Source organism: Burkholderia sp. Ac-20344, assembly GCF_017104975.1.
In the GTDB taxonomy this organism is placed as follows: domain Bacteria; phylum Pseudomonadota; class Gammaproteobacteria; order Burkholderiales; family Burkholderiaceae; genus Burkholderia.
The window spans coordinates 1-12,952 of record NZ_JAAGPP010000200.1 but is presented as its reverse complement, the minus strand read 5'-3'; the positions used below and the strand labels follow the sequence as shown (position 1 = coordinate 12,952).

The window sequence follows — 12,952 nt, the reverse complement described above, 5'->3', positions numbered from 1 at the left end:
CGCGCGCGGCGGCGCGAGCTGGCTCGTCTCGCCGTCCGTCGCGGTGCTGCTGCTGTGGATGTCGATTCCGCTCGCGATGACGATCTGGTATTCGTTCTCGCGCTACAACCTGCTGAACCCGGACGTGAAGGGTTTCGCCGGGTTCGACAACTACCGCTTCCTCGCGACCGATCCGTCGTTCCTGCCCGCGATCTGGCACACGCTCGTGCTGATCGGCGCGGTGCTCGCGATCACCGTGGTCGGCGGCGTGCTGATGGCCGTGCTGTTCGACCGCAAGTTCTACGGGCAGGGCGTGGCCCGCCTGCTCGCGATCGCGCCGTTCTTCGTGATGCCGACGGTCGCCGCGCTGGTCTGGAAGAACATGATCCTGCATCCGGTCTACGGGCTCGTCGCGAACGCGATGCGCGCGCTCGGGATGACACCGATCGACTGGTTCGCCGATTACCCGCTCACCGCCGTGATCATCATCGTCGCGTGGCAGTGGCTGCCGTTCGCGTTCCTGATCCTGTTCACCGCGATCCAGTCGCTCGACCAGGAGCAGAAGGAAGCCGCGCGCATCGACGGCGCCGGCCCGATCGCGATGTTCTTCTACATCACGCTGCCGCACCTGAAGCGCGCGATCGCCGTGGTCGTGATGATGGAGACGATCTTCCTGCTGTCGATCTTCGCGGAGATCTACACGACGACGGGCGGAGGCCCGGGCGATGCGACGACCAACCTGTCGTACCTGATCTACGCGCTCGGCCTGCAGCAGTTCGACGTCGGCCTCGCATCCGCCGGCGGGATCATCGCCGTCGTGGTCGCGAACGTCGTGTCGTTCTTCCTGGTGCGGATGCTCGCGCGCAACCTGAAGGGGGAGTACGACAAATGAGCGACCTGACTTTGCAAGGCCGGCGCGCGCCGGCTGCGTTCGACCTCGCGCGACGCGCGTTGCCCGGCGTGCTCGCATGGCTGATCGCGCTGCTGCTGTTCTTCCCGATCTTCTGGATGGCGATCACGGCGTTCAAGACCGAGCAGCAGGCGTACGCGTCGACGCTGTTCTTCATGCCGACGCTCGACAGCTTCCGCGAGGTGTTCGCGCGCAGCAACTACTTCTCGTTCGCGTGGAACTCGGTGCTGATCTCGGCGGGTGTCACGGTGATCTCGCTGCTGCTCGCGGTGCCGGCGGCCTACGCGATGGCATTCTTCCCGAACCACCGCACGCAGAAGGTGCTGCTGTGGATGCTGTCGACGAAGATGATGCCGTCGGTCGGCGTGCTCGTGCCGATCTACCTGCTGTGGAAGAACGCGGGGCTGCTCGATAGCGTATCGGGCCTCGTGATCGTCTACACGCTGATCAACCTGCCGATCGCGGTGTGGATGACCTTCACGTACTTCAACGAGATCCCGAAGGACATCCTCGAAGCGGGGCGCATCGACGGCGCGTCGACGTGGCAGGAGATCGTCTACCTGCTGATGCCGATGGCGCTGCCGGGGCTCGCGTCGACCGCGCTGCTGCTCGTGATCCTGTCGTGGAACGAGGCGTTCTGGAGCATCAACCTGTCGAGCTCGAACGCGGCGCCGCTGACCGTGTTCATTGCGTCGTACTCGAGCCCCGAGGGCTTGTTCTGGGCGAAGCTGTCCGCGGCTTCCCTGCTCGCGGTCGCACCGATCCTGATCGTCGGCTGGCTGTCGCAGAAGCAGCTCGTGCGCGGGCTCACGTTCGGGGCGGTCAAGTGAGCGCGGGCGGCAAAGGCGTGGTCGGCCACGGGTTGAACGTGCTGATCTGCGATTGCGACGGCGTGCTGATCGACAGCGAGGCCGTCGCCGCCGACGTGATCGTGCGCGAGCTCGATGCGCGCTGGCCGGGTGTCGACGCGCGGCCGGCGGTGATGCCGCTGCTCGGGTTGCGCATCGAGCGCGTGCTGGCCGGCGCGGGCGAGGCCGTCGGCCGCACGCTGTCGGCCGGCGACGTCGACGCGATCCGCCGCGCGGTCGAGGCATCGGCCGTCAACGCGCCGATGGTCGACGGCATCGACAAGGCACTCGCGGCGATCAAGCTGACGACGGCATGCGCGAGCAACAGCTACCGCGCGTACGTCGAGGCGGCGCTCGCGCGCACCGGCCTCGCGCGCTTCTTCGGCGACCGGCTGTTCTGCGCGGACGCCGTGGCAAGGCCGAAGCCGGCGCCCGACGTGTATCTCGCGGCCGCGCGTGCGCTCGGCGCGGTGCCCGCGCAATGCCTCGTCGTCGAGGACAGCGTGACCGGCATCACCGCAGCCGCCGCGGCTGGCATGACCGTGCTCGGCTTCGTCGGCGGCGGGCATGCGTCGGCCGCGCAGATCGACGCGTTGCGCGGGATCGGCGCGCGTCACGTATTCGACGACATGCACGAGCTGCCCGGCTACGTCGCGCGCTGGCAGGCGACGGGCGCCGTGCTGCCGAGCTAGCAATCAGGAACGAATGCGCGCCGCTTTCAACGCGGCGCATCACGAACGAACGGAGACAGACCATGGCAAGCGTGCTCCTGCGCAACATCGCGAAGCGCTACGACGACACCGAAGTGCTGCGCAACGTGAACCTCGACATCGCCGACGGCGAATTCGTCGTATTCGTCGGGCCGAGCGGCTGCGGCAAATCCACGCTGATGCGGATGATCGCCGGGCTCGAGGACATCTCGAGCGGCGAGCTGCTGATCGACGGCGCGAAGGTCAACGACGTGCCGAGCGCGAAGCGCGGCATCGCGATGGTGTTCCAGTCCTATGCGCTGTACCCGCACATGACGCTGTACGACAACATGGCGTTCGGGCTGAAGCTCGCGGGCGCGAAGAAACCGGAGATCGACCAGGCGGTGAAGCAGGCCGCGAAGATCCTGCACATCGACCATCTGCTCGACCGCAAGCCGAAGCAGCTGTCGGGCGGCCAGCGGCAGCGCGTCGCGATCGGCCGCGCGATCACGCGCAAGCCGAAGGTGTTCCTGTTCGACGAGCCGCTGTCGAACCTCGACGCGGCGCTGCGCGTGAAGATGCGGCTGGAATTCGCGCGGCTGCACGACGAGCTGAAGACCACGATGATCTACGTGACGCACGACCAGGTCGAGGCGATGACGCTCGCCGACAAGATCGTCGTGCTGTCGGGCGGCGCGGTGCAGCAGGTCGGCACGCCGAACGCGCTGTACCACGCGCCGGCCAACCAGTTCGTCGCGGGCTTCATCGGCTCGCCGAAGATGAACTTCCTGAAGGGCACGGTCGAGTCGGCCGATGCGACCGGCGTGCTGGTGCGCTTCGACAGCGGCGAGACGCAGCGCGTCGCGGTCGAGGCGGCGGGGCTGCAGCGCGGCGCGGCGGTGACGGTTGGCGTGCGGCCCGAGCATCTGCTGGTGGGCGTGGCGGCCGACGGTGTCGCCGCGCGGACGATGGCGGTCGAGTCGCTCGGCGATGCCGCGTACCTGTATGCGGAGTCGGCGGTCGCGCCGGATGGGCTGATCGCGCGGATCCCGCCGCTCGACACGTATCGCACCGGCGAGGCGCTGCACGTGCATGCGCAGGCCGAGCATTGCCACCTGTTCGACGAAGCGGGGCAGGCGTTCCGGCGGCTGAGCGTGCACGCGAAGGCGGCCTGAGGGCGCGAGCCGGTCAGAGCCGCAGGTGCTCGGCCATGTAATCGACGAACGCACGCAGCTTCGGCGTCGGATGGCGGCCTGACGGCCACAGCACGTAGAACGGCGTGCGGCTCACGATGTGTTCGGCGAGCACCGCACGCAGCGTGCCGTCGTCGAGCGCGTCGCGCACGAAGAATTCGGGCAGGCACGCGATGCCGAGCCCGCGCCGCGCGAAACACAGACGCGTCTCCGCGCTGTTGCTGACCATCGAGACCGGCACCGCCGGTAGCACGCCCGAGCGCGACGCACGCAGCGGCCAGATCTCGAGCTTGCCGCTGCTCGGGAAGCGGTAGTGCAGGCAGCGGTGCCGTGCGAGATCGGCCGGCGTGCGCGGCGTGCCGTGCCGTTCGAGATAGTCGGGCGACGCGACGAGGTGCTGGCCGAAATGGCCGAGCAGCCGCGACGACAGCCGCGAATCCGTCGGCTGGCCGGTGCGCAGCACCGCGTCGAAGCCTTCTTCGACGACGTCGACCAGGCGGTCGCTGAAATCGATGTCGAGCTCGATCTCCGGATACGCGGCCATGAAATCGGCGAGCACCGGCAGCAGCAGCGTGCCGATCGTCGGCAGGCTCACGCGCAGGCGCCCGCGCGGCGCTTCGGCGCTGTGCGTCAGTTCCTGCTCGGCCGCGTCGATCTCGGCGATCACGCGCCGGCACCGCTCCAGGAAGCGCGTGCCTTCCGCGGTCAGCGTGATGCTGCGCGTGCTGCGGTGAAACAGCCGCACGTTCAGCCGGGCCTCGAGTCGCGCGATGCGCTTGCCGATCGCGGACGCCGACAGCCCGAGCGCGCGGCCGGCCGCGACGAAACTGCGCGTTTCCGCGACCTGGACGAACACGACGAAGCCGCCAAGATTTTCCATGCAGGTTCCCGATTGCGGACATCGATGTCCGGAGTGTCCGGAACTCTAACCCGGTTTTTCTTCTTGCGCCGGCTCCCTACGATGGGCGTTCCTTCACTATTCGAGGTCACGCCATGTCATCCCTGCCTGTCACCGCCCACCGCGCAGAACCGGACGCCGCGCTGCCCGAGCGCCTCGACGCCGTGCTCGATCGCACGCTGGCCGACGCGCGCGTGGTCGGCGCGGTCGTGCTGGTCGCCCGCGACGGCGAACTGCGCTATGCGCGCGCGGCCGGCCTCGCCGATCGCGAGGCCGGCACGCCGATGCGGGAGGACACGCTGTTCCGGCTCGCGTCGGTGTCGAAGCCAGTCGTGACGGCCGCCGCGATGCGGCTGGTCGCGGCGGGGCGCATCGAACTCGACGAGCCGGTCGCGCGCTGGTTGCCCGCGTTCCGGCCGACGCTGCCCGACGGCACGCCCACCGACATCACGTTGCGTCATCTGCTGTCGCATACGGCCGGGCTCGGCTACCGCTTCCTCGAAGCCGACGCCGACGGCCCGTATGCGCGTGCCGGCGTGTCCGACGGGATGGACCGCGCGGGCCTGTCGCTCGCGGAGAACGTGCGGCGCATCGCCGGCGTGCCGCTGCGGTTCGCGCCCGGCACGTCGTGGGACTACTCGCTCGCGCTCGACGTGGTCGGCGCGCTGATCGAGGCGGTCGACGGCCGGCCGCTCGCCGAGGCCGTGGCCGCGCTCGTCACGACGCCGCTCGGGATGACGGACACCGCGTTCTTCTCGCACGACGCCGCACGCTTCGCGACGCCGTACGTCAGTACGCCGGGCGCGCCGCGCCGGATGGCCGACGACGATCTCGCGCCGGTGTACGACGGCACCGTCGGCATCCGCTTCGCACCGGCGCGCGCGTTCGACGCGGCCGCGTGGCCGTCGGGCGGCGCGGGGATGGTCGGCACCGCGCGCGACTGCATGACGCTGCTCGATACGTTGCGCACCGGCCGCGACGGCTGGCTCGAGCGCCGCTGGATCGACGAGATGTCCCGCGTGCAGCCGGGGGCGAACGACCTGCCGGCCGCGCCGGGATTCGGCTTCGGGCTCGGCTTTTCGGTGCTGCGCGATCCGGCGGCCGCGCAGTCGCCGGAGTCGGTCGGCACGTGGCGCTGGGGCGGTGCGTACGGGCATGCGTGGTTCGTCGACCGCGCGGCCGGGCTGACGGTCGTCGCGCTGACCAATACGTTGTACGAAGGGATGCACGGGCGCGTCGTCACCGACGTGCGCGATGCGGTATACGGCGTCGACGACCGGAGCGCGACATGAGCGAGTGCGTATCCGCTTCCGCCTCCGTCTCCGACCGGGCGTCCGGTCTGTCCGAACCGGTGCGCGAACGCCTGCCGGTCGCGAACCTGCTGGCGCTCGCCACCGCCGGTTTCATCACGATCCTCACCGAAGCGCTGCCGGCCGGCCTGCTCCCGTTGATGAGCGTCGACCTGCGCGTGACCGAGGCGCTGATCGGCCAGCTCGTGACCGTCTATGCGCTCGGCTCGATCGTCGCCGCGATTCCGCTCGTCGCCGCGACGCGCGCGATGCGCCGGCGCCGGCTGCTGCTCGCGGCGCTGGCCGGCTTCGTCGTGTCGAATGCGTTGACGGCCGCGTCGCCGTACTACGCGCTCACGCTCGCCGCGCGCTTCGTCGCGGGCATGTCGGCCGGGCTGCTGTGGGCGCTGCTGGCCGGCTATGCGAGCCGGATGGTCGACGTATCGCTGCGCGGCCGCGCGATCGCGGTCGCGATGCTCGGCGCGCCGGTCGCGATGTCGATCGGCATTCCGGCCGGCACCGCGCTCGGCGCGATGTTCGGCTGGCGCATCGCGTTCGCGGGCATCACGGTCGCGGCGCTCGCGCTGATCGGCTGGATCCGCTGGCGCGTGCCCGATTATCCGGGGCAGCAGGCCGGTGCGCGCGAGCCCGTGCTCGGCGTGATGACGCTGCCCGGCGTGCGGCCGGTGCTGACCGTGATGTTCGCGTACGTGCTCGCGCACAACATGCTGTACACGTACGTCGCGCCGTTCCTCGCGGGCGTGCGGATGGGCGCGCAGGTCGATGCGGTGCTGCTCGTGTTCGGCATCGCGTCGCTGGTCGGCATCGCGCTGACGGGCGCCTGGATCGGCGCCGCGCAGCGACGCCTGACGCTCGCCAGCATCGCGATGTTCGCCATCGCGGCGGCGATGCTCGGTGCCGGCTCCGGCATGGCGATCGTCTATGCGGGCGTCGCCCTGTGGGGGCTTGCGTTCGGCGGTGCGCCGACGCTGTTCCAGACGGCCACCGCGAACGCGGCGGGGGAGGCGGCCGACGTGGCGCAGTCGATGCTCGTGACGGTGTGGAACCTCGCGATCGCAGGTGGCGGCATCGCGGGCGGGATGCTGCTCGGCGCAACCGGCGCCGGTGCGATCCCGTGGGTGCTCGTCGCGCTGCTGGCGGCCGCGTGGGTCGGCGCGTGGCGTGCTCGCCGGCATGCGTTTCCGGCGCCGGGCGCGGCTTGAGCGTTCGACTGCCGCACGTCGCGCGCGGTGCGCGGCTTCGGTGTCAGGCCGCCTTCGCGTCGAGCGCGGCGCGCGCGCAGGTTTCGTCGGTGACGAGCCCCGACAGCCAGCCGCCGCGCAGCGCGGCGATCACCGCATCGCGTTTCTTCGGGCCGCCGGCGAACGCGATCGTCGGGCGCTTCGGCGGCGTGGCGAGCGCGACGCTCGTCACGCGCGCGCTCGTCGACACGGCGATCTGCGTGCCCTGCGCGTCGATCGGCACGCCGAGCAGTTCGGCTACCGCGCCGAGCGCGGTCATCTCGTCGCGCTCCTGTTCGGTGATGAAGCCGTCTTCGTAGAGCGGGCAGTGCGGGCCGATGTTGCCGATCCCGACGAACGCGACATCGGCCTTGCCCGACAGCGCCTCGACGATCCGGTACAGCCGGTGATTGCACCACTGCGCGCGCTCGGCATCGCTGTCGGCGAACAGCGGCGCGGGCAGCAGGAAGTGCTTGCTGCCGGTTTTTTCGGAGATGTACTGCGCGACGTCGTAGCGGTTCGACGAACCGTCGGCCGCGATCGCGCCGACCATCGACACGAGCCGGTGCTGCGGCCGGTCGATCTGCGCGATCTGCGCGACCGCGGCCTTCAGCGTCCGGCCGCTGCTGACCGCGATCACCATCGGCCGCGTTTCGTTCAGGTAGCGCTCCATCACCTGTGCGCCGGCGACGGCGAGCTTGCGGTCGATCGCGTCGGGCGCATCGGCGTCGACGGGCACGACCTCGCACATCGCGAGGCCGTAGCGCTTCGACAGCTGCGCGCCGAGATCGAGGCAGTCGGCGAGCTGGTGGTCGACGCGCACGCGGATCAGGTTCTTCTCGACCGCGAACGCGACGAGGCGCTGCGCGACCGGGCGCGACACCTGCAGCTTTTCCGCGATTTCGTTCTGCGTGTCGCCCGCGACGTAGTAGAGCCACGCGGCACGCGTGGCGAGATCGAGTTTTTCTGAGGACTTGGACACGATAGCGATTCGGTTCGGATCTGGGGGCCGCCCCGCGGGCCGGCCGGCGGGCCGCATGACGGCATCCACTGTACCGCATGTCGCGCATGCGGCCGACGGCCGGCATGCGTGACGTGCGGCGCTTACGCGAGCCGTGTGCGCGACGGTTCGTACAGCGGCCGCACGTGGCGGTACAGCGCGCGGAACGCATCGAGGCGTTCGCGCAGCAGCGCATGGCGGGCGGCATCCGGCGTGTATTCGGCGCGCACCGGCGGCTTGGCCAGCACCGCATGCGGATCGCCGCCGACGGCTAGCCAGCCGAGCCGCGCTGCGCCGAGCGCCGCGCCCGTTTCGCCGCCGCCGTGCTGGCGCGTGCGCACGTTCAGCGCATCGGCGATCAGCTGCGCCCAGAACGCGCTGCGCGCGCCGCCGCCGATCAGCGACAGCTGGTCGGTTTCGACGCCGGCCGCATGCAGCGCGTCGAGACCGTCGGCGAGGCCGAGCGTCACGCCTTCGAGTACCGCGTAGCCGAGATGCGCGCGCTCGGTCGCATGCGTCATCCCGAAGAACACGCCCTGCGCGTACGGGTCGTTGTGCGGCGTGCGTTCGCCGGACAGGTAAGGCAGGAACAGCGGGGCCGTCGCGAGCGCGTCGGTGTCGAGCGCCTCGACTTCGGCGAGCAGCGCGGGCTCGTCGGTGCCGGTCAGCTTGCAGACCCAGCGCAGGCAGCTCGCGGCCGACAGCACGACGCTCATCAATTGCCAGCGATCGGGAATCGCATGGCAGAACGCATGGACGGCCGATGCGGGGTTCGGCATGAAGCGATCGCCGACCACGCTCAGCACGCCCGACGTGCCGAGCGACACGAAGCCGTCGCCCGCGTGGATCGCGCCGATGCCGAGCGCGCTCGTCGCGTTGTCGCCGCCGCCGCCGGCCACCACGACCGCCTCCGACAGCCCGAGTTCGCGTGCGACGTCCGCGCGCAGCGTGCCGGACGGCGCATTGCCTTCGACGATGCGCGGCATCTGGTCACGCGTCATTCCGCACGCGGCAAGCAGCGCGTCGGACCAGTCGCGGCGCGCGACGTCGAGCCACAGCGTGCCGGCCGCATCGGACGGGTCGGACACCTTCGCGCCGGTCAGCCGGAACCGCAGGTAGTCCTTCGGCATCAGCACGCAGGCGGTCGCCGCGAACACGTCGGGTTCGTGCTTCGCGACCCACAGCAGTTTCGGCGCAGTGAAGCCCGGCATCGCGAGATTGCCGGCCAGTGCGTGGAGATCGGGCGCGCGTTCGGTGAGCAGCGCGCATTCGTCGGCGCTGCGCATGTCGTTCCACAGGATCGCGGGGCGCAGCACGCGGTCGTCGCGGCCGAGCAGCACGGCGCCGTGCATCTGGCCCGACAGGCCGATGCCGCGCACGGCTGCGAACGCTTGGGGATGCCGTTCGCGCAGGGCCGCGAGCGCGGCCAGCGTGCCTTGCCACCAGTCGTCCGGATGCTGTTCGGCCCAGCGCGGATGCGGCCGCGACACGGTGAACGGCGAGCCGGCGGTGCCGACGACCGTGCCGTCCGGGGCGAGCAGCAGCACCTTCACTTCCGAGGTGCCGAGGTCGATGCCGAGATACATGAGCGATCCGTTCCGTCAGTGGGGAGTCGCTACTTTAGCCGCGTGGCCGTGCACGTGCCAAGGCAGGTTCGCCCGGATGCGCGTCAGCGCGCCGCGAGCCAGGCATCGACCCGCGCGAGCCCGGCGCGCAGCGCCGCGAGCAGCGCCGCGTTGCCGGCGAGCGAGCCCCACAGCGCGCGGCTGGCGCACAGCGCGACGGCCGGGTCGTCGGCCCCGACGATTGCCCGCGCGGCGCCTTCGTCCATCACGCCGTCCTGGTACGCGTACGGCAGGGTGCCGCGCGCCCAGCGTTCGAGAAAGCGCAGGAACAGCGCGGGCAGCACGGCGGTGGCGACCGGTGCCGCGCCGCGTGCGAACGATTCGGCGAGCGTCGGCGCGATGAAGCCGGGGATCTTCGAGAAGCCGTCGGCCGCGACGCGCTGGTTCGTGTCGAGCACGTACGGGTTGCCGAAGCGTTCGAGCACGACGTCCCGATAGCGCGCGAGATCGAGCGGGCTCGGCGTGAGGCACGGGATCACGTCCTGCGTCACGTAGTCGTGCGCGAAGCGGCGGATCGCCGCGTCGTGCGTGCCTTCGTGGATATACGTGTGGCCCGCCAGCGTGCCGGCCCACGCGATGCAGCTGTGCGTCGCGTTGAGGATGCGGATCTTCGCTTCCTCGTACGGGTGCACGTCGTCGACGAGTTCGGCGCCGGCCAGCTCCCAGCGCGGCCGGCCGGCCGCGAAGCGGTCCTCGATCACCCACTGGATGAACGATTCGCCCATCACCGGGCAGGCGTCGTCGATGCCGGTGGCCGCCAGCACGCGCTCGCGCACGTCGGCGGTCGGGCGCGGCGTGATGCGGTCGACCATTGCGCTGGGTGTCGCGACGTTCGCATCGAACCACGCGAGCAGGTCGGCCTGCCCGCGCCGCCCGAGGAATTCGCGCATCCCCGCGCGAAAGCGCGCGCCGTTGTTGCGCAGGTTGTCGCAGCTCTGCAGCGTGAGCGAGCCCGCGCCGCGCGTCATGCGTTCGGCGAGCAGCGCCGCGAGCGCGCCGTACAGCGTCGTGCGCGCGCCTTGCAGGTCGGCCGCGAGATCGGCGTTCGCGACGTCGAGCCGGTTGTGTTCGTCGAGGTAGTAGCCGCCTTCGGTGACGGTGAACGACACGATCCGGCACGCCGGATCGGCGCCGGCGTCGATCAGCGCGGCGAGGTCGATCGACCACGGCAGCAAGCGGGTGATCGCGCGGATCGTCTCGTACGCGCGTTCGCCTTGCGGCGTGACGGTTTCGAGCGTGTAGGCGCCGTGCTGTGCGGCGAGTGCGTCCATCGTCGCGTGCATGTCGTCGCGGATGTTGCCGACGGTCAGCGACCAGCGCTCGTCGGCCGGGACGGCCGCGTTCACGCGATGCAGATACCACGCCTGGTGCGCGCGGTGAAACGAGCCTGCGCCGATGTGCAGCAGCACGGGCGTGCGGGCGGAGGGCGATGCGCTCATCCGGTGTCTCCTGTTCGTGCCTGACTTTTTCCTGTCGAATGCGACCGACGTGATCGTCGAATACGATCATTTGCTCTTTGTGTGGGCGAATGATCGTATTCGGGCGAGCGAAAGTCAAGGCGGGGAAACGGCATTTCGATGGTGCGCTGCGGCGGCGCGCGGGCAGGGCGGGAAGGCGGCGAACGGGCCGTCGGTGGGGGAAGCGTCCTGTCAGCGTCCTTCGCGCGTCAACGCGACGAGTTCCTCGAGCAGCTTGCCGGCCGGCCCCGGCAGGATGCCGTGGCGGCGCCGGAACGCGGTGAGCGTGCGCACCGCGACGACCTCGCGCACCGGCAGCGTGTCGATCGTGCCGGCGCGCTGCTCGGCGCCGTACATCGGCTCGGCCATCCAGCTCAGGAAGCCGGCATGTGCGACGAGGCTCTTCAGCGTCGTGACCGAGCGCGTCTCGACCGCGATGTCGGGCAGCGCGAGCCCGTGCGCGTCGAAGGTCGCGCGCATATGGTCGAACGGCGCGGTGCCGCGCGGCGGAATCGCCCAGCGCGCGTGCAGCGTGTCGGCGAGCGTCGGCGCGCGGCCGAGCGCGCGCAGCGGATGGTGCGGCGCCGCAACGATATGGCTGCGATCTTCCCAGCGGCACTCGGGAATCGCGACGATTTCGTCCGTGTCGGGCCCGTGCGCGGACAGCGCGAGATCGATCTCGTGCTTGTTCAGCCCTTCCGCGAGCCGATCCCACACGCCTTCGATGATCTCGACGCGCAGGTTCGGCCAGCGGTCGAGCACGCGGCCCACCGCGACCGGCAGCACGAGGCTCGCGATGCTGCCCACCGTGCCGACCTTGATCGTGCCCTTCGCGAAGCCGCGCATCGCGTCGAGCTCCTCGCGCGCGTGCTCGGCCTCGTGCTGCAGCAGCGTCGCGTGCGGCAGCAGCGCCTCGCCGAACGCGGTGAGCTGCACGCCCTTCGAGTGACGCTCGAACAGGGGCGCACCGACCTGGTCCTCGAGCCGTTTCAGGATCCGGCTCAGTGCCGGCTGCGTCACGTGCAGCGCGTCGGCGGCGCGGCCGAGGCTGCCGCACGCGACGATCGTCGTGAAGGCGCGCAATTGTCGGAGATCGAAAGTCATGCCGGAATGTAATGGCTTATCGCAAAAAATACAGTATCCGAGAATGGCTTGCGCTTCGATACTGTGGAAACCGCCAAGTCATCGAGGAGCGCCGAGCATGTCCGGCCACCTGCCCCTTTCCGCCGCATCGATCACCGTTCGCGATGCGGTGATCGACCTGCTTCGCCAGTTCGGCATCGACCGCGTGTTCGGCAATCCCGGTTCGACCGAGCTGCCGATGTTCCGCGATTTCCCGGACGATTTCCGCTACGTGCTCGGTTTGCAAGAAGCCGTCGTGGTCGGGATGGCCGACGGCCATGCGCAGGCCACGGGCAATGCGGCGGTCGTCAACCTGCATTCGGCGGCAGGCGTCGGCAACGCGATGGGCAATCTCTTCACCGCATTCAAGAACCGCACGCCGCTGATCGTCACCGCGGGCCAGCAGGCGCGCGCGATCCTGCCGTTCGACCCGTTCCTCGGCGCGACGCAGGCCGCCGAGCTGCCGAAGCCGTACGTGAAATGGAGCATCGAGCCCGCGCGCGCGCAGGACGTGCCGGCCGCGATCGCGCGTGCGTACCGCATCGCGATGCAGGAGCCGCGCGGCCCCGTGTTCGTGTCGATCCCGGTCGACGACTGGGACCAGCCGGCCGAACTGCTGCCGCGGCGCGACGTCAGCAGCGTCGTGCGGCCCGACCCGGACGCGCTCGCGCGGCTCGGCGACGCGCTCGACGCCGCGCGGC

Annotated in this window: 12 protein-coding genes; 7 read left to right on the top strand and 5 right to left on the bottom strand. The window is 70.4% G+C overall.

The window, feature by feature from the left end:
- From G3N64_RS35435 to ugpC, 4 genes are all read left to right on the top strand, one after another.
- The coding region (locus tag G3N64_RS35435; RefSeq protein ID WP_241021369.1) for a sugar ABC transporter permease at positions 1-871 on the top strand (871 nt) is incomplete at its 5' end.
- Positions 868-1,719: a carbohydrate ABC transporter permease gene (locus G3N64_RS35430; RefSeq protein WP_205788305.1), complete on the top strand. Its 852-nt coding sequence runs from the start codon at positions 868-870 to the stop codon at positions 1,717-1,719. The genes G3N64_RS35435 and G3N64_RS35430, both read left to right, overlap by 4 nt.
- A complete protein-coding gene (locus tag G3N64_RS35425; protein ID WP_205788304.1) occupies positions 1,716-2,429 on the top strand; it encodes an HAD family phosphatase in 714 nt (237 codons plus the stop codon). Before G3N64_RS35430 ends, G3N64_RS35425 begins: the two co-directional genes overlap by 4 nt.
- Before the next feature lie 62 nt (positions 2,430-2,491).
- Positions 2,492-3,601: a sn-glycerol-3-phosphate ABC transporter ATP-binding protein UgpC gene (gene ugpC / locus G3N64_RS35420; protein WP_205788303.1), complete on the top strand. Its 1,110-nt coding sequence runs from the start codon at positions 2,492-2,494 to the stop codon at positions 3,599-3,601.
- A 13-nt stretch (positions 3,602-3,614) separates the two neighbouring features.
- Here the strand turns inward: ugpC and G3N64_RS35415 are convergent, their stop codons facing one another.
- The gene (locus G3N64_RS35415; protein ID WP_205788302.1) at positions 3,615-4,499 is read right to left on the bottom strand and encodes a LysR family transcriptional regulator; all 885 of its coding nucleotides are present in this window, start codon (positions 4,497-4,499) and stop codon (positions 3,615-3,617) included.
- Positions 4,500-4,612: 113 nt separating this feature from the next.
- On the opposite strand from G3N64_RS35415, the gene G3N64_RS35410 reads away from it, so the two are divergent.
- Together G3N64_RS35410 and G3N64_RS35405 are read left to right on the top strand one after the other, a co-directional pair.
- Complete coding sequence (locus G3N64_RS35410) at positions 4,613-5,809, top strand: serine hydrolase domain-containing protein (RefSeq protein ID WP_205788301.1); 1,197 nt, start codon at positions 4,613-4,615, stop codon at positions 5,807-5,809.
- Positions 5,806-7,029 carry an MFS transporter gene (locus G3N64_RS35405; RefSeq protein ID WP_205788300.1) on the top strand — a complete coding sequence of 408 codons (1,224 nt, stop codon included), beginning with the start codon at positions 5,806-5,808 and terminating at the stop codon, positions 7,027-7,029. Before G3N64_RS35410 ends, G3N64_RS35405 begins: the two co-directional genes overlap by 4 nt.
- Before the next feature lie 43 nt (positions 7,030-7,072).
- On the opposite strand, the gene G3N64_RS35400 is transcribed toward G3N64_RS35405, so the two are convergent.
- The 4 genes from G3N64_RS35400 to G3N64_RS35385 all read right to left on the bottom strand — a co-directional run bounded on the left by G3N64_RS35400 (position 7,073) and on the right by G3N64_RS35385 (position 12,233).
- On the bottom strand, positions 7,073-8,086 hold the full coding sequence (locus G3N64_RS35400) for a sugar-binding transcriptional regulator (protein WP_085041209.1): 1,014 nt from the start codon (positions 8,084-8,086) through the stop codon (positions 7,073-7,075).
- A gap of 65 nt (positions 8,087-8,151) precedes the next feature.
- Positions 8,152-9,633 carry a xylulokinase gene (xylB, locus tag G3N64_RS35395; protein ID WP_205788299.1) on the bottom strand — a complete coding sequence of 494 codons (1,482 nt, stop codon included), beginning with the start codon at positions 9,631-9,633 and terminating at the stop codon, positions 8,152-8,154.
- A gap of 83 nt (positions 9,634-9,716) precedes the next feature.
- Complete coding sequence (gene dalD, locus G3N64_RS35390) at positions 9,717-11,111, bottom strand: D-arabinitol 4-dehydrogenase (protein WP_205788298.1); 1,395 nt, start codon at positions 11,109-11,111, stop codon at positions 9,717-9,719.
- A 210-nt stretch (positions 11,112-11,321) separates the two neighbouring features.
- Positions 11,322-12,233, bottom strand: a complete 912-nt coding sequence (locus G3N64_RS35385; RefSeq protein ID WP_043190134.1) for a LysR family transcriptional regulator — start codon at positions 12,231-12,233, stop codon at positions 11,322-11,324.
- 97 nt (positions 12,234-12,330) lie between these two features.
- Between G3N64_RS35385 and G3N64_RS35380 the strand changes: the two genes are divergently transcribed.
- Positions 12,331-12,952 (top strand): thiamine pyrophosphate-binding protein (locus G3N64_RS35380; protein WP_277399155.1); only part of this gene is annotated, 622 nt, incomplete at its 3' end.

Coding starts and splice junctions, on each gene's coding strand:
- G3N64_RS35430 (WP_205788305.1), top strand. CDS start 868: ATGAGCGACCTGACTTTGCAAGGCCGGCGCGCGCCGGCTGCGTTCGAC.
- ugpC (WP_205788303.1), top strand. CDS start 2,492: ATGGCAAGCGTGCTCCTGCGCAACATCGCGAAGCGCTACGACGACACC.
- G3N64_RS35415 (WP_205788302.1), bottom strand. CDS start 4,499: ATGGAAAATCTTGGCGGCTTCGTCGTGTTCGTCCAGGTCGCGGAAACG.
- G3N64_RS35410 (WP_205788301.1), top strand. CDS start 4,613: ATGTCATCCCTGCCTGTCACCGCCCACCGCGCAGAACCGGACGCCGCG.
- G3N64_RS35405 (WP_205788300.1), top strand. CDS start 5,806: ATGAGCGAGTGCGTATCCGCTTCCGCCTCCGTCTCCGACCGGGCGTCC.
- G3N64_RS35400 (WP_085041209.1), bottom strand. CDS start 8,086: ATGCGGCCCGCCGGCCGGCCCGCGGGGCGGCCCCCAGATCCGAACCGA.
- xylB (WP_205788299.1), bottom strand. CDS start 9,633: ATGTATCTCGGCATCGACCTCGGCACCTCGGAAGTGAAGGTGCTGCTG.
- dalD (WP_205788298.1), bottom strand. CDS start 11,111: ATGAGCGCATCGCCCTCCGCCCGCACGCCCGTGCTGCTGCACATCGGC.
- G3N64_RS35385 (WP_043190134.1), bottom strand. CDS start 12,233: ATGACTTTCGATCTCCGACAATTGCGCGCCTTCACGACGATCGTCGCG.